We start from the raw sequence: 23,239 nt of genomic DNA, 5'->3' as shown, positions 1-23,239 counted from the left end.
TTTAGGAGATTCCAAATGACCAAATATGATGACGCCTGGGTAGCACGCGAAGAAGCAAAACGCGCCTTCATGGCAGAAAACGGTCTGTATTCCGAAGAAGAAGAGCATTCATCCTGCGGGGTGGGTCTTGTTGTGAACATCGACGGCTCCAGCAGCCGCGCGGTTGTCGAAAACGGGATCAAGGCGCTCAAGGCGATCTGGCACCGTGGTGCGGTGGATGCCGATGGCAAGACCGGCGACGGNGCGGGCATCCACGTGCAGATCCCCGTCAACTTTTTCTANGATCAGGTGCGTCGCACCGGTCACAGCCCCCGCGAAGGCGAATTGATCGCCATCGGTCAGGTCTTTCTGCCGCGCACCAACTTTGCCGCGCAGGAAACCTGCCGGACCATCGTTGAAACCGAAGTGCTGCGGATGGGCTACTATATCTACGGCTGGCGCCACGTGCCCGTNGANACCTCTGTTCTGGGGGAAAAGGCCAACGCGACCCGTCCCGAGATCGAACAAATCCTGATTTCCAACGCCAAGGGCGTGGACGAGGAAACATTCGAGCGCGANCTTTACGTCATCCGTCGCCGCATCGAGAAAGCCGCGCTGGCGGCTCAGGTGCCGACGCTTTACATCGCGTCGATGTCCTGCCGGTCGATCATCTACAAGGGCATGATGCTGGCGCAGGATGTTGCCAACTTCTACCCCGACCTGATGGACGAACGCTTTGAATCCGCGTTTGCGATCTATCACCAGCGCTATTCCACCAACACCTTCCCGCAGTGGTGGCTGGCGCAGCCCTTCCGCATGCTGGCCCANAACGGCGAGATCAACACGCTCAAGGGTAACGTCAACTGGATGAAAAGCCACGAGATCCGNATGGCCTCGGGCACCTTTGGCGACATGGCCGAAGATATCAAACCGATCGTCGCCGCGGGGTCGTCCGACTCTGCCGCGCTGGATTCGGTGTTCGAAGTCCTGGTGCGCGCGGGTCGTTCGGCCCCGATGGCGAAAACCATGCTGGTGCCTGAAAGCTGGTCAAAGCAGGCGGTCGAGCTGCCTCAGGCATGGCGCGACATGTATTCCTATTGCAACTCGGTGATGGAGCCTTGGGATGGTCCCGCAGCGCTGGCCATGACCGATGGCCGCTGGGTCTGCGCCGGTCTTGACCGGAACGGCCTGCGCCCCATGCGTTTCGTCGTCACCGGTGACGGCATGCTGATCGCGGGTTCCGAGGCGGGGATGGTCCCGCAGGACGAGGCGAATGTCGTGCGNAAAGGCGCGCTTGGCCCCGGTCAGCTGCTGGCGGTCGACATCGAAGAAGGCAAGATGTTCGGCGACACCGAGATCAAGGACAAGCTTGCCGCGTCGCGTCCCTTTGGTGAATGGGTCGGCAAGATCAACGAGCTGGACAAAGCGCTTGGCGATGTCGAGGAAAAGGCCCTGTTCTCGGGCGATGAGCTGCGNCGCCGTCAGGTGGCAGCGGGCTATACCATCGAAGACCTCGAGCAGATCCTCGCACCGATGGCCGAAGATGCGAAAGAGCCCTTGGCNTCCATGGGCGATGACACCCCGTCGGCGGTTCTGTCGAACCAGTACCGCCCGCTCAGCCACTTCTTCCGCCAGAACTTCAGCCAGGTCACCAACCCNCCCATCGACAGCCTGCGCGAATTCCGCGTCATGAGCCTGAAAACGCGGTTCGGGAACCTCAAGAACGTGCTGGATGAATCCAGCGCCCAGACCGAGATCCTCGTGCTCGACAGCCCGTTCCTCGCGAACGCGCAGTTCGATCAGNTGATGACCGAATTCAACGCGAATTCCGTCACCATCGACTGTACGTTCGAGCCGGGCGGCAACAACCTGAGCGAAAACCTGCGCCGCATCCGGGACGAGGCAGAAGACGCCGTGCGCTCNGGNGCTGGTCACATCGTGCTGACCGACCAGTTCAGCGATGCGACCCGCGTGGCGATGCCGATGATNCTTGCGACATCTGCCGTGCACAGCCAGCTGACCCGCAAGGGCCTGCGGACCTTTACCTCGCTCAANGTGCGCTCGGCCGAATGTGTGGACCCGCATTANTTTGCCGTNCTGATCGGCTGTGGTGCCACCGTGGTGAACGCNTNNCNTGCCGAGGATTCGCTGGCNGATCGTATCGGGCGTGGTCTGCTGGACATGNCNCTGACCACCGCAATGGCCCGCTACCGCGAGGCGATTGATCAGGGCCTGCTGAAAATCATGGCGAAGATGGGCATCAGCGTCATGTCCTCCTACCGTGGCGGCCTGAACTTCGAAGCCGTAGGGCTGAGCCGTGCGATGTGCGCGGAATACTTCCCCGGCATGACCAGCCGTATCAGCGGGATCGGTGTGACCGGTATCCAACGCAAGGCCGAAGCGGTCCACGACCGTGGTTGGCAGGGGGATGGCGTCGTCATGCCCATCGGCGGCTTCTACAAGGCGCGCAAATCCGGCGAGACCCACGCATGGGAAGCATCGTCGATGCACATGTTGCAAATGGCCTGCAACAAAGCGTCCTACCAGATGTGGAAGCAATATAGCGCCAAGATGCAAAGCAACCCGCCGATCCATCTGCGCGACCTGCTGGATATCAAGCCGCTGGGGGCTCCAGTGCCCATCGAAGAGGTCGAATCCATCACCTCTATCCGCAAGCGTTTCGTGACGCCGGGCATGTCCCTTGGCGCGCTGTCGCCCGAGGCACACAAGACCCTGAACGTCGCGATGAACCGCATCGGGGCCAAGTCCGACTCTGGCGANGGNGGCGAAGATCCGGCGCACTTCGTGCCCGAGGCCAACGGTGATAACCCGTCGGCCAAGATCAAACAGGTGGCGTCGGGNCGTTTCGGTGTGACTGCCGAATACCTGAACCAGTGTGAAGAGCTTGAAATCAAGGTCGCNCAAGGGGCCAAGCCNGGCGAGGGTGGTCAGCTTCCGGGCATGAAGGTCACCGACCTGATCGCCCGTCTGCGCCATTCGACCAAGGGCGTGACCCTGATCTCGCCCCCGCCGCACCACGATATNTANTCNATCGAAGACCTTGCGCAGCTGATCTATGACCTCAAGCAGATCAACCCGCGCTGNAAGGTGACCGTGAAGCTGGTGGCGTCCTCGGGCGTTGGCACGATTGCGGCCGGTGTGGCGAAAGCCAAGGCGGATATCATTCTGATCTCGGGCCACAATGGCGGCACGGGCGCATCGCCTGCGACCTCGATCAAATATGCGGGTCTGCCGTGGGAGATGGGCCTGACCGAAGCGCATCAGGTTCTGGCNATGAACAACCTGCGNGACCGCGTNACCNTGCGGACCGACGGNGGTTTGCGCACNGGGCGTGACATCGTGATGGCCGCGATGATGGGAGCCGAGGAATACGGNATCGGNACNGCCGCGCTNATCGCNATGGGTTGTATCATGGTGCGTCAGTGCCAGTCGAACACCTGCCCCGTCGGNGTCTGCACCCAAGACGAAGCGCTGCGTGGCAAGTTCACCGGCAANGCGGATAAGGTCGTGAACCTGATCACCTTCTACGCCACCGAAGTGCGCGAATTGCTCGCCTCCATCGGGGCGCGTAGCCTGGATGACGTGATTGGCCGTGCNGANCTNNTGGCNCAGGTCAGCCGTGGGTCTGCGCATCTTGACGATCTGGATCTCAACCCGCTGCTGATCACCGTCGATGGCGCGGCAGAGATNGTNTATGACCGCAACAAGCCACGCAACGCTGTGCTGGACACGCTGGACTCTGAAATCGTGCGCGACGCCGCGCGTTTCCTTGANGATGGCGAGAAGATGCAGCTCAGCTATGCGGTGCAGAACACGCACCGTACCGTGGGCACCCGCGTCTCAAGCCACATCATCCGCAACTTNGGCATGAACAACCAGCTGCAGCCCGATCACCTGACGGTCAAGCTGACCGGTTCGGCAGGGCAGTCGNTGGGGGCCTTCGCGGCACCGGGGCTCAAGCTTGAAGTGTCNGGCGATGCGAATGACTATGTCGGCAAGGGNCTGTCGGGCGGCACCATCGTCGTNCGNCCGTCTATGGCCAGCACCATCGTCGCCTCTGACAACACCATCATCGGNAACACGGTGCTTTATGGTGCGACCAAGGGNTTTTTGTTCGCAGCNGGCCGTGCCGGTGAACGTTTCGGCGTTCGGAACTCGGGCGCGCATGTGGTGATCGAAGGCTGCGGCAGCAACGGGTGTGAATACATGACCGGCGGTGTGGCCGTGATCCTGGGCGAGATCGGCGCGAACTTTGGCGCGGGTATGACGGGCGGTATGGCCTATCTCTACAACCCCGATGGCAAGGCCGACAAAATGCTGAACCGCGAAACGCTGGTGACCTGCCCTGTCACGGTCGAGCATTGGGAAAACCAGCTGAAGGGTCTGATTGAACGGCACCTGCAGGAAACCAACAGCCGCAAGGCCGAAGACATCCTGCAGCACTGGGACATTGAAAAGGATAACTTCCTGCAGATCTGCCCCAAAGAGATGCTGGTCCATCTGCCCGCCCCGCTGAGCGTCGAAGAACACGCGATCCCGGCGGAGTAAGCAAAACGGATAGATCGGGCGCGGGGGNAACCTCGCGCCCGATTTCTTTTGTGCGTCGCCCACGCTTTACCGGGGCCGCAACCGGCCTATAGTTACGGGATGATCANAACACTTACCTCTCGCGTCCGGCTGATGGCGCTTTTGCTGGTGGGGCTCGCGCTTGCGGCCTGTACNGATGCTGCGCCCAAGGGCGGCGGCGATATTCTGGTGATTGGCGATTCCGTCATGGCGTGGAACGGATCAAGCGATCAGGCGATCCCCGATGCGATGGCAGCNAGCCTNGGNCGCNANGTGGTCAGCAAGGCCGTCCCCGGTGCACAGTTCAGCAATGACAGCACGCTTTTATCCGCTGTCGGTTTCGATATTCAGGATCAGTACCCCGGCGGGCGGTGGAACTGGATCGTGGTGAACGGCGGGGCCAATGATCTGGGGNTCAACGACTGCAAATGCGCGGCCTGCACGCCTGTNGTCGACACGCTGATCGCNGCNGATGCCGCCACTGGGGAAATCCCCGCCTTCCTGNCGNGTTTGCGCAGCACGGGCGCGCAGGTGATGTGGATGGGGTATTACGCNGGCAANGGCAAAGGGTCATTCGAAGGCTGTCGCGATGATCTGGTGCTGCTGGAACGCCGTATCGCGCGGTTTGCGGCACAAACCCCGGGGGTGACATTCCTTGATTCAGAANCCGTCATCGACCGTCAGGATCCCAGCCTGTTTGCCAGCGATAACACCCACCCGTCNCCCAAGGCCTCTGCGCTGATCGGGGCCTATCTTGCAAAAGGGATTTCCGCCCGCAGTGCCCGTTCACAATAAGCCATTGCCACGATATAGCTGATGGCTATGGCAAAACGCGCATCCTCCAAATCCAAGGGCAAAGCCAAGTCCAAGACCCCGTCCCCTGCCGCGCAGCTGCGGTCGCTCAAGCGGCGTGTGGTTCGGGGCGCGTTCAAGNTGGTGCTCGCCGTGCTTGGCCTGTTGATCGCCCTGGTGTTGCTGTTCGCGGTGATCAACCCGCCGACGACCCCCTATATGTTCAGCGAAGGCCGCAGGCTGGGGGGCGTGGACCAGCAATGGGTCGCGCTGGAAGACNTGGCCCCTGTCATGGCGCGGTCTGTCGTGGCGGCGGAAGATGCGAATTTCTGCGANCACTGGGGCTTTGATCTGGCCGCGATCAAACGCGCCATCGCCGAAGGNTCAAACCGCGGGGCATCCACCCTGTCGCAGCAGACGGTCAAGAACGTCTATCTCTGGCATGGCCGCACATGGTTGCGCAAAGCGCTTGAGGCCGGGATCACGCCGCTGGTTGAAACCGTCTGGACCAAGCGGCGCATCATCGAGGTCTATCTGAATGTGGCCGAGTTCGANGAAGGCATCTTTGGTGTCGACGCCGCGGCGCAACATTACTTTGGGGTGATTCCCGCCAAGCTGACCGCAACCCAAGCGGCGCGGCTGGCCGCGATCCTGCCGTCGCCGAAAACCCGTTCGGCCGCGCGCCCCTCTGCCGCGGTGCGCAAGCGCAGTGCCCAGATCCGCGATGGTGCGGCGACAATCAGCAAGGACGGACGGGCAGCCTGTTTCGAGAGTTGAAAAACCCAACCAAGACGGGCATGAGGATGAAACCCCTGTTTGTTAGTACCGGAACCCCTTATGGCTCGCCTGTTTCACGTCCCGCTTTCGCCGTTCTGCCGCAAAGTCCGGCTGAGCCTCGCNGAAAAGAAGATCGAGGTTGAACGCGTCGAAGAGCGGTATTGGGAGCAAGACCCAGATTTCATGCGTCGCAATCCGGCGGGCAAGGTGCCCGTGTTGCAGCTTGACGGNATCATCATGTCCGAAAGCGCCGCGATCTGCGAATATATCGAAGAGACCCGCCCCGAACCGTCGCTGATGCCCTCTGATCCGGTCCAGCGGCTTGAAGTGCGTCGTCTGGTCAGCTGGTTCGACGACAAGTTCCACGACGAGGTNACCTCGAAGCTGCTNTANGAACGGGTCAACAAAAAGGTGATGAAGCAGGGNTTNCCNGACAGCCGCAANGTCAAGGACGGGGCCAAGGCGATCAAGTATCACATCGACTATATGGCATGGCTGCTGGACCACCGGCGCTGGCTGGCAGGCGACGTGATGACGCTGGCCGATTTCGCGGCGGCGGCGCATCTGTCCTCGCTCGATTATATCTCGGATGTGGACTGGAACCGGTCCGANGTGGTNAAGGACTGGTACGCCAAGATCAAGTCCCGCCCCGCGTTCCGGTCGTTGCTGGCCGATCAGGTGCCGGGTTTCCCGCCGCCGAAGCATTACAATGACCTTGATTTCTGATCCACGCCGCGCCCGATGTCTGTGACACCGGCTGCCGATACGGACNCCCTGCGGGGCCGGTTGGTGNCGCAGGCNCTGGACGAAGGCTTTGTCTCNTGCCGGATCTGCCGCCCCGACGCGGTGCCTGATGTGCCCGAACGGCTGCAGGCTTTCGTCGATGCAGGCTATCATGGGCAGATGGCGTGGATGGCCGACCGTATGGCGTGGCGCGGCAACCCTGCCGCCCTTTGGCCCGAGGCGCGGTCGGTGATCATGNTGGCCGAAAGCTACACCCCCGAATACGACCCGACCGAGGTGCTGAACCACCCCGACAAGGCGGGNGTGTCNGTCTATGCGCAGGGGCGNGANTACCACGACATCGTNAAGAAACGGCTNAAGCGGGTGGCGCGTTGGCTGGTGGCGCAGGAACCCTGCGAGGTGAAAGTCTTTGTCGNCACGGCCCCCGTGCCGGAAAAGGCGCTCGGGCAGGCGGCGGGGCTGGGCTGGCAGGGCAAGCACACCAATCTGCTAAGCCGCGACTGGGGGAACTGGGCCTTTCTGGGCGCGATTTTCACCACGTTGGATTTCACCCCCGACACGGCAGAGGTGGATCACTGCGGGTCGTGCCGGTCCTGCCTCACGGCNTGCCCGACCAATGCCTTCCCCGCGCCCTANCAGCTGGATGCGCGGCGCTGCATTTCNTATCTGACNATCGAACACAACGGGCCGGTCGACCTAGAGCTGCGCAGCAAGATGGGCAACCGCATCTACGGCTGTGANGATTGCCTTGCCGCCTGCCCGTGGAACAAATTCGCCGTCGCGGCGAGCGATTTGCGCTATCACGGCGGTGTCGGAGCCCCCGATCTGGCAGAGNTGGCGACGNTNGATGATGCGGCNTTTCGTCTGCGGTTCAGCGGGTCTCCGATCAAGCGGATCGGGCGCAACCGGTTCATTCGCAATGTGCTTTATGCCATNGNNAANTCCGGTCAGGCGCGNCTGACCCCTGTGGCNCAGGGNCTGTTGGACGATCCNGACGCGACTGTCGCCGACGCGGCGCAATGGGCCGTGGCCCGTCTGCGCGAAAACCANGGCTGACAGGGCTGGACCGCTGCGCCGGAACAGGTAAACCCTAGGAAAACGGTGCAAGGATAGTTGAATGGCGCTTTTGCTTGGGGTCGATACGGGCGGCACCTATACGGATGCGGTGCTGATCCGCGATGAAACCACGGTGATCGCATCGGCCAAGGCGCTGACCACCCGCGCCGATCTGGCCCTTGGTGTGGGGCAGGCCGTGCGCCGCGTGCTGGCGGCGGCNGATGTTTCAGCGGGTCAGGTGGCGATGGCGTCGCTGTCGACCACGCTGGCAACCAATGCGCTGGTCGAAGGGCAGGGCGGGCGCGTCGCGTTGATCTATGTCGGCTTCAAGGAACGGGATCTTGANACGCACGGGCTGGCAGGGGCGCTGAACGGTGACCCNTATCTGATCCTTGGCGGGGGGCATGACCACGCNGGCGCAGAGCGTGCCCCGCTGGACGAAGCCGCGCTGATCTCCTTTTTGACCGAGCAGCGTGAACAGGTCAGCGGTTTTGCNGTCGCCAGNCAGTTCGCCACGCGCAACCCCGCCCATGAACAACGCGTCGCCGCNTTGGTGACGCAGGTGACGGGGCGGCCCGTGTCGGCCTCGCATCAGCTNTCGGCCAAGCTCAACGGGCCGAAACGGGCGCTGACNGCGGTGCTGAACGCGCGGCTGATCGGGATGATCGACCGGTTGATCGGGCGGGCCGAGGATGTNTTGACCGACATTGGCNTCACNGCCCCGCTGATGGTGGTGCGGGGGGACGGGGCGCTGATCTCTGCCGCGCAGGCACGGGAACGGCCGATTGAAACGATCCTCAGCGGACCTGCGGCATCGATCGTGGGGGCGCGGTGGATGACCGGTGCGGCGCGTGCGTTGGTCAGCGATATTGGCGGCACCACCACCGATGTGGCCCTGTTACGCGATGGCCGGCCCGCGATCGATCCCGCAGGGGCCCGCGTCGGCAGCTACCGCACGATGGTAGAGGCCGTTGCCATGCGCACCACTGGTCTGGGGGGCGACAGCGAGGTGCATTTCCTGACCGAAGGCTTGCAGGGGGGTGTGACGCTGGGGCCCAAGCGGGTCTTGCCCATTGCCCTCATCGCGACGGAGGCANCCGAGGTGGTNCATGCCGCGCTTGATGCGCAGCTGCGCAGCACCACCCCCGGCGAATATGACGNNCGCTTTGTGCGTGCCGTGGCAGGTCAACCGCGCGAGGGGATCTCGGCGCGTGAACAAATGCTGCTGGACCGTATTGGTGACGGGCTGCACCCGATGGCCGACNTCCTGCGCGCACGNATAGAGACAGGCGCGCTGAAACGTCTGGTAGAGCGTGGCTTGNTNCAGCTGGCCGGCGTTACGCCATCGGACGCAAGCCATGTGCTGGGACGGGTNGCGNCGTGGGACGCAGAGGCCGCAGGCAAGGCGCTGCGGTTGTTTGGACGGCGACGCACNGGCGCGGGGCAGATGCTGGCCCCTGATCCCGNCGCTATGGCNCAGATCATNGTGGATCAACTGACCGAACAGACCGCGCTGGCCATGCTGGAAGCGGCGCTGGCGGAAGAAGAGCCNGCCTTTGATACAGAACCCGAAACGCTGGCCCGCCACGAGCTNTTGCAGCGCGGGTTGCGCGGGCACGCGGGGCTTGTGCGGATCGAGGCGGCGTTGAACNTGCCGGTGATCGGGCTGGGGGCCTCTGCCGCGGCCTATTATCCGGCGGTGGGGGAACGGCTNGGNACGCAGATGATCCTGCCCGAACACGCCGCAGTGGCCAATGCCATNGGTGCGGTNGTNGGGCGNGTGACNATGCGNGAAAGCGGCACGGTGACCTCGCCNGCAGAGGGGCGGTTCAGGGTGTATCTGGCCGNCGGNCCGCAGGATTTCACGGATCAGNCNNANGCGCTGGGCGCGCTTGAGGNAACCCTGCGCGACAAGGCAGAGGCGGCGGCGCGGGCGGCGGGGGTGGTCGATGTGCAGATCGACGTGCANCGCGACATCCGCCACGCNGAGGTCGAAAGNCGCAAGGTCTTTATCGAAGCGCTGCTGACGGTCGAAGCGACAGGCAGGCCAAGGGTCGCATCGGCCTGACGCCGCCCAAAAGAAAACGGCNCAAACCCGAAGGGGCTGCGCCGTTTTGCGTTTATTCNGCTGCCGCGCGTTTGGGCAGGACCCAATCGGGGCGCGGGAAGTGGCAGGTATAGCCGTTTGGAATACGCTCCAGATAATCCTGATGCTCGGGCTCTGCTTCCCAGAAATCGCTGACGGGTTCTACCTCTGTCACGACTTTGCCNGGCCAGATGCCCGATGCNTCNACATCGGCAATCGTGTCCAGCGCCGTGGCTTTCTGGTCNTCGTCGACATAGTAGATCGCCGAACGATAGCTCAGCCCGCGNTCATTGCCCTGACGGTTCAGCGTTGTCGGGTCGTGGATCTGGAAAAACAGCTCCAGCAGGTCACGATAGCTGATGACGTCGTCGTCAAACATCACCTCGATCGCCTCGGCATGGGTGCCGTGGTCGCGGTAGGTGGCATTGGGCACATCGCCGCCCGAATAGCCCACGCGGGTCGATAGAACCCCCTCGCGTTTGCGGATCAGGTCCTGCATGCCCCAAAAGCATCCTCCGGCCAGTACTGCGCGTTGTTCGCTCATGCTACATCCTCCACTTGGTTGATATAATCGCCATAGCCTGCGTCTTGCATGTCGTCACGATGAATNAAGCGCAANGAGGCGGAATTGATGCAATAGCGCAGCCCGCCACGATCCGCNGGACCNTCGGGGAANACGTGGCCCAGATGGCTGTCCCCATGGGCGCTGCGCACCTCGGTGCGGATCATCCCCAGCGACGCGTCACGCAGTTCGGCGACATGGGCCGGTTCGATGGGTTTGGTAAAGCTCGGCCAGCCGCAGCCGGANTCNTATTTGTCCGAGGACGCGAACAGCGGCTCGCCAGANACGATGTCTACGTAGATGCCTGGCTCTTTGTTATCGAGCAGCTTGCCCGTGCCCGGCCGTTCGGTGCCGTTCTGCTGGGTGACACGGAATTCTTCGGGGGACAGAGCGTTAATGGCGGCGTCGGTCTTTTCATAGGTCGGCATGCGAGGCTCCTTTGCGGTTTGATACATTAAATGGGGCCTGCGCGGGTTTTTCAAAGGGGTAATGCANCGACGCACCNATCTGTGACCGCCCGCCTNTCGNCCAACCCCTTGGCTTGCNGGTCAGGNCCTGCGCTGCCGCGAGACCTGAACCGCAAGAATACCCANGGCAATCACGGCGACNCCGATGATATCCTGAACCCCCAGCGGTTCNCCCAGCAACAGCCAGGCAATCGCCACCCCGAAAAACGGGTTGAGGAAATGGAAGGTCGCGGCGCGGGTGGCTCCGATACGGTTGACCAGCCAGAACCANACCACCGTCGCCAGCAGCCCCGGCACNAGACAGGTATAAAGGAACGCCAGCGCCAGCGGCCAGCTTGGGCTGATGTGCGGCGTCTCGAACAGCAAGGTCGCAATCGACAGCGCCACGCAGCCNACAAGCATCTGCAAGCCCACCACCATCAGGAAGTTCCCGCCAGAGGTCGCACCGCGCACCAGCAGGGTCGCCGCNGANAGCGCGACCACACCGACGCCGCANAGCAGCAGCCCNGTCAGATCGACGCCGCCGCTGATCCTTGCNCCCATAATGATGGCCACCCCGATCACACCNGCGATCAGCCCTNCAATGCCCAACGGCTTGAGCTTTTCCCCCAGAAACAGCCATGTCGCCAGACCGACCAGCAACGGCATGGTCGAGGCGATGATCGCCGCCAGTGACGCCTGTACGGTCTGCATCGCGACAAAGTTCATCCCCAGATAGACCGCGTTTTGCAGCACGCCGAAAATGATCGTNGCNCGCCATTGCGCNNGCGTCAGCCGCCACGTCTGNCCAAGCGCCAGCGCGACCCCCACGCCGATCAGGCCAGAGATCAGATACCGCGCCGACAAAGCCATCAAGGGGGACGCATCCGCGACGATAATCCGTGCCGATGTAAAGGCAGAGGACCACATGACGGCGAAGGCCAGCCCCATGAGAATTGCACGTATATCCATGAGGGGGCCTTTCAGGTTTTCCAGTGGGCGGAGACTTCCGCAGTTGCCCGACAGGGGCAAGCGCATTCAGCGCAACGNAGACCTGCGCCAAACGCAAAGGGCCGCCCGTGGGCGACCCTTTGTCAGAACAGACTGTGATCAGTCTTATTCGTTAACGCTGTCTTTCAGCGCTTTCGCGATGGTCATCTTAACAACCTTGTCCGCGTCTTTCTTGAACTGTTCGCCGGTGGCAGGGTTGCGCACCATACGCTCGGGGCGTTCGCGGCAGTAGATTTTGCCAATGCCGGGGAGTGTCACAGCGCCACCGCCGGAGACTTCTTTGGTGATCAACGCGCAAACCGCGTCCAGTGCCGCGCTTGCTGTTTTCTTGTCTTCGCCCATTTCCTCAGCCAAAGCCGCGACGAGCTGGGTTTTTGTCATTGGTTTAGTTGCCATCTTGTTTTTCTCCTTCGTCCGCCCGGATTAGGGCCTCACGCGCAGAATGTAACGGTATGTTGTGGCTGAACACAACGAATAGGTCGCAAGAAACCGCGAAAACATGCCATTTTCAGCCGATTTCGGCCTTTAGAGAAAGGCAGTTTCGTCAAACGAGCGCAATTTTCGGCTATGCAACCGCTCTAGCGGCATATCGCGCAGCTGTTCCATCGCGCGAATACCGATCATCAAGTGTCGTGCGACCTGCGTTTTGTAGAAATCGGACGCCATACCGGGCAGCTTCAATTCACCATGCAGGGGTTTGTCCGACACGCATAGAAGCGTGCCGTAAGGCACCCGGAAGCGGTAGCCGTTGGCCGCAATCGTTGCGCTTTCCATATCCAGCGCCACGGCGCGCGACTGGCTGAGCCGNTGCACCGGACCGGATTGATCGCGCAATTCCCAGTTGCGGTTGTCGATGGTGGCAACAGTGCCCGTGCGCATGATCCGCTTCAACTCGTAGCCTTCAAGCTGGGTGACCTGTTCAACGGCGTCCTCCAGCGCGATCTGGATCTCGGCCAGCGCGGGGATCGGAACCCAGACCGGCAGGTCGTCGTCCAGCACGTGNTCCTCGCGCAGATAGCCATGCGCCAGCACGAAATCNCCAAGCGCCTGTGTGTTGCGCAAACCGGCACAGTGGCCGACCATCAGCCACGCATGGGGCCGCAGCACGGCGATGTGGTCGGTCGCGGTTTTCGCGTTGGACGGACCGACGCCGATGTTGACCAGCGTGATCCCGGACCCGTTCGCGCGCTTGAGGTGGTAGGTCGGCATCTGCGGAGTCTTGACCGACGCAGGCAGCGGCGCGTCGCCGTCCGAAATCTCGACATTGCCGGTAGAGACGAAGGACGTGTAGCCGCTATCGGGGTCACGCAACATAGCGCGGGCGTATTCCTCGAACTCGGTGACGTAGAACTGGTAGTTGGTGAACAGCACGTGGCTTTGGAAATGTTCGGGATCGGTTGCGGTGTAATGCGTCAGCCGTGCCAGCGAATAATCGACGCGCTGCGCGGTGAAGGGGGCCAGCGGGCGCACGTTGTCCAGCGGCAGATAGGTGCCGTTNACGATGTCGTCATTGGTTGTGCTCAGGTCCGGCACGTCAAACACATCGCGCAGGGTGAAATCCGCGGCACCTTCCTGCGGGATCGTCACGCTGTCGTCATTGCTGACCGCGAAATGCACGGGGATCGGCGTGTCGGATACCGCGATGGTCACGGGCTGGCCGTGGTTTTCGATCAGCAGACGGATTTGTTGTGTCAGGTAATGTTTGAACAATTCCGGCCGCGTGATCGTGGCCGAGAAGGTGCCGGGGGACGACACATGGCCGAACGACAGCCGTGAATCCACCTGCGCATAGCTGGAGGTGGTAAACCGGATCTCGGGGTAGAAGGCTCTGATCCGCGTTTCCGGGGCGGCGCTGTCCATCGCCTTCTGGAAATGCGCGCTCAGGAAGCCTGTCGCTTGGCTGTATANCTCTATCAGCCGNGCAACGGCGGCAGCAGCATCGGTGAACTGTTCGGCGGGGCGGGCGTCTGGGGTCAGGATTCTGGTCATGAAACAGGCTCTAACAAAGGAATAAATTCAAAACTGCGCACATCAACCAAGCCGAGGTCAGAGATGCGCAATTCGGGAATGACAACAAGCGCNANNAGTGAATGCTGCATATAGGCGTTGTTCAGCGTGCAGCCACAGTCGCGCATCGCCTGCATCATGGCTTCGGTCTTGGCGGCGACGTCGGAGGCGGGGTTGTCGGACATCAGGCCAGCGATCGGCAGCTCGACCATGGCCAGCTCTGCCCCGTCCTTGAAGATGGTGATCCCGCCGCCAACCTCGCGCANNCGGTTCGCGGCCATCGCCATATGCTCGGTATCGGTGCCCACCACGATCATGTGGTGACTGTCATGCGCCACGGTGGACGCCATCGCCATCGGCCCCTGATAGCCAAAGCCAGACACCAGCGCGTTGACGACAGTGCCGGTNCCGCGGTGCCGTTCGACCAGNGCGATCTGGCACACTTCGCCCGTGGACTGCACGCGCCCTTCGGTCACCGGCAGCTCGAATTTCAGCGCGCGGGTGGGGGCCTGATTCTCGACCACGCCGATGACATTCGCGGTGACGGCATTGGCCCCCGCAGGTGCGGTGATCTGGAAATCATCCGCGCCAAGGGCTTTGCCCATGTTGACGGTCTGCCGCGCATGGGGCGGCCAATCGTAATGCGGGCAGTCTACCAGACACGCGCCATCCTCNGCCACGATCTGCCCCCGCGCGATCACCGTCTCGATGGGGAGCGTCTTAAGGTCAGAGGTCAGGATCACATCGGCCCGCCGCCCGGGCGTCAGCGACCCGATCTCGCGTTCCAGCCCAAAGTGGGTCGCGGTGTTGATCGTCGCCATTTGCAGCGCGACCAAAGGGTCGCAGCCGCAGTCGATGGCATGGCGCACCACGCGGTTCATATGACCGTCATTCACCAAGGTGCCGGAATGGCAGTCATCGGTGCACAGGATCATNTTGCGCGAATCCANNCCTTTTTCGGTGATCGCGGTGATCTGNGTTTCAACGTCATACCACGCGGACCCCAGCCGGATCATCGACCGCATCCCCTGACGCATCCGCGCAATGGCATCCGCCTCGCAGGTGCCCTCGTGATCATCCGCAGGGCCGCCCGCCACATAGGCCGCNAANGCGGGCCCCAGATCGGGGGAGGCATANTGCCCGCCCACGGTCTTGCCCGCGCGTTGCGTTGCGGCAATCTCGGCCAGCATCTTGGGGTCGCCCGCGGTCACACCGGGGAAGTTCATCATCTCGCCCAGACCGATGATACCGGGCCAGTGCATGGCCTCGGCGACATCCTCTGCCGTGATTTCAAAGCCGGTGGTTTCCAGACCGGGGGCGGATGGCGCACAGGACGGCATCTGGGTGAAGATGTTCACCGGCTGCATCAGGGCTTCGTCATGCATCATGCGCACGCCTTCCAGCCCCAGCACATTGGCGATCTCATGCGGGTCGGTGAACATCGACGTGGTGCCATGGGGGATCACNGCGCGGGCAAATTCCGCCGGCGTCAGCATNCCGCTTTCGATGTGCATATGCCCGTCACACAGGCCGGGNATCATATAGCGGCCCTTNGCCTCGATCACCTTGGTCGTGTNGCCTTTGCAATGGCTGGCGTCCGGCCCGACAAAGGCAATGCGCCCCGCCTTGATCGCGATATCATGGTCCGGCAGGGTTTCGCGCGTGTGNACGTTGACCCAGATACCGCCGGTGATAATCGTATCCGCAGCNCTGCGTCCTGCCGCAACAGCGACCAGTTGATCGGCCACATCGGGCCACGAGGGGAATGTGTGTTCTTTCATACCTGACGTTGACACGAAGATCGCCCGAGGTTCAAGCCAGAGCCGTCCAGCGCCGTGGCGTTTGCACTGTCCGTGCCGACTGGGCTAACTGTCTGCAACCGANAGGACATAAGGCGACCCCATGAAGATCATGTTTGTGCACCAGAATATGCCCGGCCAATACCGCGAGCTGGTGCAATGGCTGGCCGATCAACGCACACACCAGATCTATTTCCTGACCCAACGCAAAAATCCGCCCCGTTTTGATGGCGTCGAGACACGGGTCTACAAGGCGCATCACAGACCGGCAGAGACTGCCTATGGGCTGTCGAAGAACTGGGAGGAATCTACCGGCAACGGCTTGGGGGCCGCCCGCGCGGCCAAACAGATCGAGACCCGCGAAGGGTTCAANCCCNATATCGTGGTGGGGCATGTGGGCTGGGGGGAGCTGACGTTTTTCAAGCAGATCTGGCCCGATGTCCCGATCATCGGCTTCTTCGAGTATTACTACAGCGATACCGGCGGCCCTGTGGGGTTCGACCCCGAAGACCCCGTGACCGAGAATACCCCCTTTCTGTTGCACGCGCGCAATGCCGTGCCGCTGGCCAATATCGAAACCGTCGATGTCGGGCTCAGNCCGACCTACTGGCAGCGCGACCGTTTTCCGCAAAGCTTTCANCGCAAGCTNTATGTNTGTCACGACGGGATACGCACAGACCAGCTGCGCCCCGATCCGGCGGTGACGCTCAAACTGGGGCGGATGGATCGCGCCCTGACCAAGGATGACGAGGTGCTGACCTTTGTGTCNCGCAACCTTGAACGCACGCGGGGCTTTCATGTGTTTATGCGCGCATTGCCACGCATNCTGAAGCAACGCCCCNATGCGCGGGTGTTGGTGGTAGGGGGCAACGACACCTCTTATGGCGGCAAAAGCAAACACCCCGGGGGCCTCCGCGCCGAGATGGAGGCAGAGGTGGGCAAGCACGTCGATTGGTCGCGGGTGCATTTTCTGGGCAAGCTGTCCTACGAGGATTACCAGAAGGTGATACAGATCAGCCGCTGCCACCTTTATCTGACGATGCCATTTGTGCTGTCGTGGTCCCTGCTCGAGGCGATGGCGATGGGCGCGACGATTGTCGGCTCTGACGNGGCCCCCGTGCGCGAGGCGATTACCCATGGCGAAACCGGTCTGCTGTGCGATTTCTTCGATCCCGATGCGCTGGGCGATCAGGTGGCGGANGTNNTGGGCAATCCGGCGGCCTATGCGCATCTGGGNCCGGCGGCGCGGGCNCATGTGGTCAAAACCTATGACTTCCTGACCAAATGCCTGCCGGAACATATCGCGCAGATGAATGCATTGGTCCCCGAGGGGCAGCGGATCGCCTTGCCCCGGACCCCCACCACATAGAAAGGACGCCTCATGGAGAAAACGCTGCTGTCGATCGGGCATGGCTTTAGCGCGCGCGCCCTTGCCGCACGGCTGGTGCCGCAGGGCTGGCGCATCGTCGGCACCACGCGCAGTCCCGACAAGGCAGATGCCATCGCGGACACAGGCGTTGAACCCGTCGTCTGGCCGGGGGCCGATCTGGGGGCGTTGATCGCGCAGTTTCCCAATGTGCTCGTCTCGGCNGGNCCGGACAGCGCAGGCGATCCGGTNTTGAATGCGGTCGAGGATGCNGTCANNCGCGCCGCGCCCGATCTGCGGTGGGTCGGCTACCTGTCGACAACAGGGGTTTACGGCGACCACGACGGCGATTGGGTGGACGAGGACACGCCGCTGACGCCATCGACCAAACGCGGACGCGCCCGTGTCACGGCAGAGGCACGGTGGCAGGCGATCCCCGATCTGCCGCTGCATATCTTTCGCCTCGCAGGGATCTATGGCCCCGGACGCGGCCCCTTTGCCAAGGTGCGGGCCGGAACGGCGCGGCGGATCATCAAGCCGGGGCAGGTCTTCTCTCGTATCCATGTCGAGGATATTGCCCAAGCGCTTGAGCTGTCCTTGCAGCGGCCCGACCCGGGCGCGGTCTATAATCTGTGCGACGATGACCCCGCGCCACCGCAAGACGTGATCGCCCACGCGGCAGAGCTGCTTGGCCTGCCCGTGCCCCCCGCGATCTCCTTTGATCAGGCCGATATGACCCCCATGGCCCGCAGCTTTTACGCGGAAAGCAAGAAGGTTCGGAACGACCGTATCAAGCAGGCGTTAGGCTGGGCACCGCAGTTCCCCACCTATCGGGCCGGGCTGGCGGCATTGCTTGCACAAGACAGCTGACCTTTGGGGGGTATATGCACAATATCGAGGAGCGTAGCCTCACCCATCTGCTGGACGGGATGGAGCAAGCGGCCAGCCGCGAGACGGTCACGATCAACGATGTGCTGAACGAATTCGGAGAGCGGTCCCTGCTCCCGTTCATTCTGCTGGCCGCGCTGCTGTTGGTGTCGCCGCTGTCCGGTGTCTTTGGTGTGTCCAGTTTCATGGCGATGGTGATCATCGTGCTGTCGGCGCAGGCGGTCTATGGGCGCAAACGTCTGTGGTTGCCGCAGTTCCTGCTGCGCCGCGAGGTCAAGTCATCCCGGTTGCTGTTCTGCGTAAGGTGGCTGCGTAAGCCCGCGGCGTTCTTTGATCGCCACTCGGGCAAAAGGCTCCAGTTTCTAACGACAGGCCCGATGCGTCTGCTGACGTTGGTGACCTGCGTGATCCTGCCTGTGGGCTGGCCCTTGCTTGAATTCGTGCCCTTCGCGTCGTCCTTCGGGGGCGGAACGGTGGCGCTGTTTGCCTTTGGTCTGTTCACCCGCGACGGGCTTTATGTGCTGCTGGGATATCTGACGATCCTGCTGACATCGCTGACCTTTTACGCCATCATTTTCTGATTACCCCAGATAGGCGCGCAGCGCGTCGGGCGGGTTGTCCATCAGCGCTGCGGCAGGCTGCGGCGGATGCGCGGTGCCGCCTTCGACAAAGATCACCTGATCCGCGATGCGGCGCACGTCCTCGGGGGCATGGGTGACCATGATCAACGCGGCTTTGGTCTCTGCGGCGAGGGCGGCCACCAGATCCAGCATGTCGTTGCGCAGAGCGGGGCCAAGTGCGGCAAAGGGTTCGTCGAGCAGGACAAGCGGGCGGGCTTGCACCAGCACCCGTGCGAGGGCCACACGGCTTTGCTGCCCGCCGGAAAGCTCGGAGGGTTTGCGCCCGGCCATCCCCTGCAGCCCGACGCGATCGAGCGCCTCGTGTACACGGGTTTGTTCCGCAGGGCCGAGCCGCAGGTCGGGGCGCAGCCCCAGCCCCACATTCTGCATCACGCTGAGATGGGGAAAGAGGTTGTTGTCCTGAAAAAGCATCGTCATCGACCGCGCACCGGGGGCGGCTTGGGTGATGTCTTTGCCCTGCCACAGCAGCCTGCCGGACCTGAGCGGAATGAACCCGCAAAGCGCCCCCAGCAGGGTGGACTTCCCCGCACCCGAAGGGCCGATCACCGCATAGGTCTGCGCGGGCGCAAGAGTCAGGTCGGCGTGCAGGGTAAAGCTGCCTTGGGTGATCTGCGCGGTCTCAAGCGTCAGCATGCCAGCGCCCTCCCTTGTCGAATATCCAGAAAATCCCAAGCGACAGCGCCAGCAGGATCAGGGCCGCACCGGCCGCGGCCTCCATCCGGTAGGCCCCCATCAACCGGTACATCTGCAGTGGCAGGGTGGCACTGTCGGGGTCGGCAAACAAGGCGATGACCCCCAGATCCCCCATCGACAGGGCACCGGTCAGCCCCGCGGCAAAGCCGATCTGCGGGCGCAAGCGTGGCAGGATCAGCCAGCGCCAAAGCGGCCATCCGGTCAGCCCCAGCATCTGCGCCTGCCGGCCATAGATCTGCACCGTGTCGCGCAGCCGCGGCACCAGAATACGCAGGGCAAAGGGCAGGGCCATCAGCGCATTGACCAGCGCCGTGACGGGCAGGGCCAGCGCAAAGGGGCTGGCGACAGGGTTGATCAGAATGAACCAGCCGGTGCCGATCATCAGCGGAGAGGCCGCAAGCCCCAAGAGACCCACGGCCTCTACCCCGCCGCGGGCGCGGGTCGCAATCCATCCGGCAAGGGGCAGGGCCAAGGCCAGCAATACCACCACGCTGATCAGCGCCACGATGAGTGAGGTGCCCGCCGCCTGCCACACGCTGGCGGGCATTTGCGGCAGGCCGATCACCCCGCGCAGCACGACCGAGGGCAGGGGCAGCAGCAGAAACCCCGCTGCCAACGTGATGAACAGCGCGTCGAGCCACCGTTGCAGCCCACCACGTGCGTCCCAGCGGTGCAGGGGGCGGTCCTGCCCGCCGCCCAGACTGATCGCGGGGATGATCCACAGCGCCAGCGCGGCGGTGCTGCCGGCAAGCCCAAGCTGCACCAGCGACAGCAGCGCTGCACGGTTCAGGTCAAAGTCGAAACGGAACGCCTGATAGATCGCAAGCTCGATCGTCGTGGCGCGGGGACCGCCGCCGAGGGTCAGCGCCACGGCAAAGCTGGTCAGGCAGATCACAAAGATCAACGCCGCGGTGCCGGGCAGGATTTGCCGCAGGAGGGGAAGCTCGATGCTGCGGAATNCCGCGCGCGGGGTCAGGNCAAGCTGNGCGGCCAGCCGGAACCGTTCCGCGGGCACGGTCTGCCACGCCTGCAACAACAGCCGNGTGGCCAGCGGGAGGTTAAAGAAGACATGCGCCAGCACCACNCCGTGCAGCCCGTAGATCGTGATGCCGGGCAANCCGACCGCCGNCAGCGCCGNATTGAGCCAGCCNGCGCGGCCAAAGACCGCAAGCACCCCCAGCACGGCGACAATCACCGGCAGGATGAACGGTGCCCCCAGCAGCGTGACCAGCAGCCCGCGCCCGACAAAGCGCCGTCGCGCTAAGGCGCGGGCGACAGGGATCGCCAGCACGGTAGACAGCAGGGCGGAAAGCGCGGCCTGTAGNACGGTAAACCGGATCGCGGACCAATCGGCCGGGCCAAGCCCGCTGCCGAACTCGGCCCGCCACAGCACCGCCCCCACCGCNGCAAGGATCAGCGCNGCAACCAGAATGGCGGCGCTGATGCCGGATTTCGTGCTTATTGCGACAGCGCGGAGAGCCATTCGGCCAATGCTTCCTCGCGCAGGGCGGGCACGTCATCGTTCGGGATCAGCAACGCCTTGCCCGGTTCGATCAANTGTTCAAAGCCTTCGGGCAGCCCGCCTTGGGGCGTGACGGCAGGGTACATCCAGTTGGTCGTGGGCAGCACCGATTGCGCCGCGTCCGATACCATGAACTGCATGAACTGATCNGCCAGCTCGGGCTGGTCGCTGCCCGCCAGTTTGCCGACCACTTCGATCTGCATGTANTGGCCTTCGTCAAAGGCGGCGGCGGCTTTGGTCGCGTCCTCTTCGGCGATCAGGTGGTAAGCGGGGGATGTGGTATAGCTCAGCACCATGTCGGCCTCGCCCTCAAGAAACAGGCCGTAGGCTTCGGACCAGCCCTTGGTCACGGTCACGACGTTATCCGCCAGACCTTCCCAGATCGCAGGGGCCTCGTCGCCATAAGCGTCCTTGACCCACATCAGCAGGCCCAGNCCGGGGGTAGAGGACCGCGGGTCCTGGATCACGATCTTGAGGTCACTGTCGGCCAGAGCGCGAAAATTCGCGGGCGGGGTCAGATCGGCGTTATGGACAAAGGCGAAATAGCCCCAGTCATAGGGGGCAAAGCTGTCGTCTTCCCATGTGACCGGCAGGTCATAATCCGCGTTCACTGTGGCGGGCGCGAACAACCCTGTCTCCTTGGCCGCCGCGATCAGGCTGGTATCAAGCCCCAGCACCAGATCGGCGTCAGACCGCGCGCCCTCGAGCTTGAGCCGCGCCAGCAGCGCCGCGCCATCGCCCATACCGACGAATTTCAGATCGCAGGCGCATTCGGCCTCGAAGGCCGCTTCGATCACCGGGCCGGGGCCCCATTCGGCGACAAAGCTGTCGTAGGTATAGACCACCAGTTCGGGCGTCTCGGCCCATGCCTGCGTGGCGAAAAGCGTGGTGGCAGCAAGTGTAAGATACTTCATGGCATCCTCCAAAATGCGGCGTCAGAAAGCGTTGGAGGTGTATCCAGACCTTCCCTCCGCCGGTGTTAACCGGTTCAGGTTCAACGGGTCCGTGCGCGCACATCTCAGCCTGTCAGGCCCCCCGAGGTATCTTATCGGTAGAACGCCTGTCGTCCGCGCGCAAGGTGAAACCCCTTGAGGCATGGTGCAGCCCCCGTTAAGGATCACCGCCAAAGGAGCACCGCCCATGTCGATCAACAGCTTTGGCCATCTTTTCCGCGTGACCACCTGGGGCGAAAGCCACGGGCCTGCTTTGGGGGCCACGGTGGACGGCTGCCCTCCCGGTGTGACGATCACCGAAGAGATGATCCAGCACTGGATGGACAANCGCAANCCCGGCCAGAACAAATACACCACGCAGCGCCGCGAGGCGGATGAGGTGCGGATCCTGTCGGGCGTGTTNGAAGGTGTCACCACCGGCACGCCGATCCAGCTGATGATCGAGAACACCGACCAGCGGTCGAAGGACTACGGNGACATCAAGGACAAGTTCCGCCCCGGTCACGCCGACATCACCTATTTCCAGAAATACGGCATCCGCGATTATCGCGGGGGCGGGCGGTCCTCGGCACGTGAAACCGCGTCGCGTGTGGCGGCGGGNGGNCTTNNGCNCGAAGNGATCAAGGCGATTGCGCCGAATGTGCAGATCACCGGCTACATGGTGCAGATGGGCCCGCACAAGATCGACCGCGATGCGTTCGATTGGGACCAGATCGAACAGAACCCGTTCTGGGTGCCCGACGCCAAAGCGGCAGANGANTGGGCGGCGTATCTGGACGGNCTGCGCAAATCCGGATCNTCCGTCGGTGCGATCATCGAGGTGACAGCGCGCGGCGTGCCCGCCGGCCTTGGCGCGCCGGTCTATGGCAAGCTCGACACCGATCTTGCCGCCGCGATGATGAGCATCAACGCCGTCAAAGGCGTGGAGATNGGCGAAGGCATGTCCGCNGCCATGCTGACCGGAGAGCTGAACGCGGACGAGATCAGCATGGGCCCCGACGGCCCTGTCTATTCGTCGAACCACGCGGGCGGTATTCTGGGCGGCATCAGCACNGGTCAGGACATCGTGCTGCGTTTNGCGGTCAAGCCAACGTCAAGCATCCTGACCACGCGCAAGACAATCACCAAGACCGGCGAAGATACGCAGATCATCACCAAAGGCCGCCATGACCCCTGCGTCGGCATCCGCGCCGTGCCGGTGGGCGAAGCGATGATGGCCTGCGTCCTGCTTGACCATATGCTGCTGCACCGCGGTCAGGTCGGCGAAAACCGCGGCATCATCGGCTAAGTCACGCGGAACGCTTGGATTTTCCGCATGTTGGCGGGAATA

General features: G+C 62.9%; 19 protein-coding genes and 1 riboswitch. Of the genes, 10 read left to right on the top strand and 9 right to left on the bottom strand.

What is annotated here, in order from left to right:
- Positions 1–15 precede the first annotated feature (15 nt).
- The 6 genes from gltB (at position 16) to CBB63_RS03775 (ending at position 10,003) form a co-directional block, all read left to right on the top strand.
- Entirely contained in the window at positions 16–4,548 is a 4,533-nt protein-coding gene (gltB, locus tag CBB63_RS03800) for a glutamate synthase large subunit (RefSeq protein WP_286698214.1), read from the top strand.
- A gap of 99 nt (positions 4,549–4,647) precedes the next feature.
- The gene (locus CBB63_RS03795) at positions 4,648–5,361 is read left to right on the top strand and encodes an SGNH/GDSL hydrolase family protein (RefSeq protein WP_286698213.1); all 714 of its coding nucleotides are present in this window, start codon (positions 4,648–4,650) and stop codon (positions 5,359–5,361) included.
- Between the two features lie 27 nt (positions 5,362–5,388).
- Complete coding sequence (gene mtgA, locus CBB63_RS03790) at positions 5,389–6,135, top strand: monofunctional biosynthetic peptidoglycan transglycosylase (RefSeq protein WP_286698212.1); 747 nt, start codon at positions 5,389–5,391, stop codon at positions 6,133–6,135.
- Positions 6,136–6,195: 60 nt separating this feature from the next.
- On the top strand, positions 6,196–6,861 hold the full coding sequence (gene fzlA / locus CBB63_RS03785) for an FtsZ-binding protein FzlA (RefSeq protein WP_286698211.1): 666 nt from the start codon (positions 6,196–6,198) through the stop codon (positions 6,859–6,861).
- 15 nt (positions 6,862–6,876) lie between these two features.
- On the top strand, positions 6,877–7,935 hold the full coding sequence (queG, locus tag CBB63_RS03780) for a tRNA epoxyqueuosine(34) reductase QueG (protein ID WP_286698210.1): 1,059 nt from the start codon (positions 6,877–6,879) through the stop codon (positions 7,933–7,935).
- A gap of 61 nt (positions 7,936–7,996) precedes the next feature.
- Positions 7,997–10,003, top strand: coding sequence for a hydantoinase/oxoprolinase N-terminal domain-containing protein (locus tag CBB63_RS03775; RefSeq protein WP_286698209.1), 2,007 nt, complete (start codon positions 7,997–7,999; stop codon positions 10,001–10,003).
- A 52-nt stretch (positions 10,004–10,055) separates the two neighbouring features.
- On the opposite strand, the gene msrA is transcribed toward CBB63_RS03775, so the two are convergent.
- From msrA to ade, 6 genes are all read right to left on the bottom strand, one after another.
- A complete protein-coding gene (gene msrA, locus CBB63_RS03770; RefSeq protein WP_286698208.1) occupies positions 10,056–10,565 on the bottom strand; it encodes a peptide-methionine (S)-S-oxide reductase MsrA in 510 nt (169 codons plus the stop codon).
- On the bottom strand, positions 10,562–11,011 hold the full coding sequence (gene msrB, locus CBB63_RS03765; RefSeq protein ID WP_286698207.1) for a peptide-methionine (R)-S-oxide reductase MsrB: 450 nt from the start codon (positions 11,009–11,011) through the stop codon (positions 10,562–10,564). Before msrB ends, msrA begins: the two co-directional genes overlap by 4 nt.
- Before the next feature lie 120 nt (positions 11,012–11,131).
- Entirely contained in the window at positions 11,132–12,001 is an 870-nt protein-coding gene (locus tag CBB63_RS03760; protein WP_286698206.1) for a DMT family transporter, read from the bottom strand.
- Positions 12,002–12,145: 144 nt separating this feature from the next.
- Positions 12,146–12,436 carry an HU family DNA-binding protein gene (locus CBB63_RS03755; protein WP_235183739.1) on the bottom strand — a complete coding sequence of 97 codons (291 nt, stop codon included), beginning with the start codon at positions 12,434–12,436 and terminating at the stop codon, positions 12,146–12,148.
- Positions 12,437–12,565: 129 nt separating this feature from the next.
- Entirely contained in the window at positions 12,566–14,029 is a 1,464-nt protein-coding gene (locus CBB63_RS03750) for an AMP nucleosidase (RefSeq protein ID WP_286698205.1), read from the bottom strand.
- Positions 14,026–15,828 (bottom strand): adenine deaminase, encoded by a 1,803-nt coding sequence (gene ade, locus CBB63_RS03745; RefSeq protein WP_286698204.1) that lies wholly within the window; start codon positions 15,826–15,828, stop codon positions 14,026–14,028. Before ade ends, CBB63_RS03750 begins: the two co-directional genes overlap by 4 nt.
- 121 nt (positions 15,829–15,949) lie before the next feature.
- Here ade and CBB63_RS03740 point away from each other — a divergent pair, with 121 nt between their 5' ends.
- From CBB63_RS03740 to CBB63_RS03730, 3 genes are all read left to right on the top strand, one after another.
- On the top strand, positions 15,950–17,215 hold the full coding sequence (locus tag CBB63_RS03740; protein WP_286698203.1) for a glycosyltransferase family 4 protein: 1,266 nt from the start codon (positions 15,950–15,952) through the stop codon (positions 17,213–17,215).
- A 12-nt stretch (positions 17,216–17,227) separates the two neighbouring features.
- Positions 17,228–18,082, top strand: coding sequence for an SDR family oxidoreductase (locus tag CBB63_RS03735; RefSeq protein ID WP_286698202.1), 855 nt, complete (start codon positions 17,228–17,230; stop codon positions 18,080–18,082).
- Positions 18,083–18,096: 14 nt separating this feature from the next.
- Complete coding sequence (locus tag CBB63_RS03730) at positions 18,097–18,681, top strand: exopolysaccharide biosynthesis protein (RefSeq protein ID WP_286698201.1); 585 nt, start codon at positions 18,097–18,099, stop codon at positions 18,679–18,681.
- Here the strand turns inward: CBB63_RS03730 and CBB63_RS03725 are convergent, their stop codons facing one another.
- The 3 genes from CBB63_RS03725 to thiB form a co-directional block, all read right to left on the bottom strand.
- Complete coding sequence (locus tag CBB63_RS03725; RefSeq protein WP_286698200.1) at positions 18,682–19,374, bottom strand: thiamine ABC transporter ATP-binding protein; 693 nt, start codon at positions 19,372–19,374, stop codon at positions 18,682–18,684.
- Positions 19,361–20,917 carry a thiamine/thiamine pyrophosphate ABC transporter permease ThiP gene (locus tag CBB63_RS03720; protein WP_286698199.1) on the bottom strand — a complete coding sequence of 519 codons (1,557 nt, stop codon included), beginning with the start codon at positions 20,915–20,917 and terminating at the stop codon, positions 19,361–19,363. Before CBB63_RS03720 ends, CBB63_RS03725 begins: the two co-directional genes overlap by 14 nt.
- Complete coding sequence (gene thiB / locus CBB63_RS03715; protein ID WP_286698198.1) at positions 20,893–21,870, bottom strand: thiamine ABC transporter substrate binding subunit; 978 nt, start codon at positions 21,868–21,870, stop codon at positions 20,893–20,895. The genes CBB63_RS03720 and thiB overlap by 25 nt, the downstream gene beginning before the upstream one ends.
- Before the next feature lie 34 nt (positions 21,871–21,904).
- A riboswitch (TPP riboswitch) is annotated at positions 21,905–22,004 on the bottom strand.
- A gap of 92 nt (positions 22,005–22,096) precedes the next feature.
- Here thiB and aroC point away from each other — a divergent pair.
- Positions 22,097–23,197, top strand: a complete 1,101-nt coding sequence (gene aroC, locus CBB63_RS03710) for a chorismate synthase (RefSeq protein WP_286698197.1) — start codon at positions 22,097–22,099, stop codon at positions 23,195–23,197.
- Positions 23,198–23,239 lie beyond the last annotated feature (42 nt).

Origin of the sequence: Sulfitobacter sp. TMED3 (assembly GCF_002167505.1) — a bacterium.
Lineage (GTDB): Bacteria > Pseudomonadota > Alphaproteobacteria > Rhodobacterales > Rhodobacteraceae > Sulfitobacter > Sulfitobacter pontiacus.
The sequence above is the reverse complement of the archived record's forward strand: the minus strand, read 5'-3'. Positions and strand labels throughout refer to the sequence as shown.

Bases quoted from the DNA above. Each gene is read 5' to 3' on its own strand.
- CBB63_RS03755 (WP_235183739.1), bottom strand. From the start codon at position 12,436: ATGGCAACTAAACCAATGACAAAAACCCAGCTCGTCGCGGCTTTGGCT.
- CBB63_RS03730 (WP_286698201.1), top strand. From the start codon at position 18,097: ATGCACAATATCGAGGAGCGTAGCCTCACCCATCTGCTGGACGGGATG.
- CBB63_RS03725 (WP_286698200.1), bottom strand. From the start codon at position 19,374: ATGCTGACGCTTGAGACCGCGCAGATCACCCAAGGCAGCTTTACCCTG.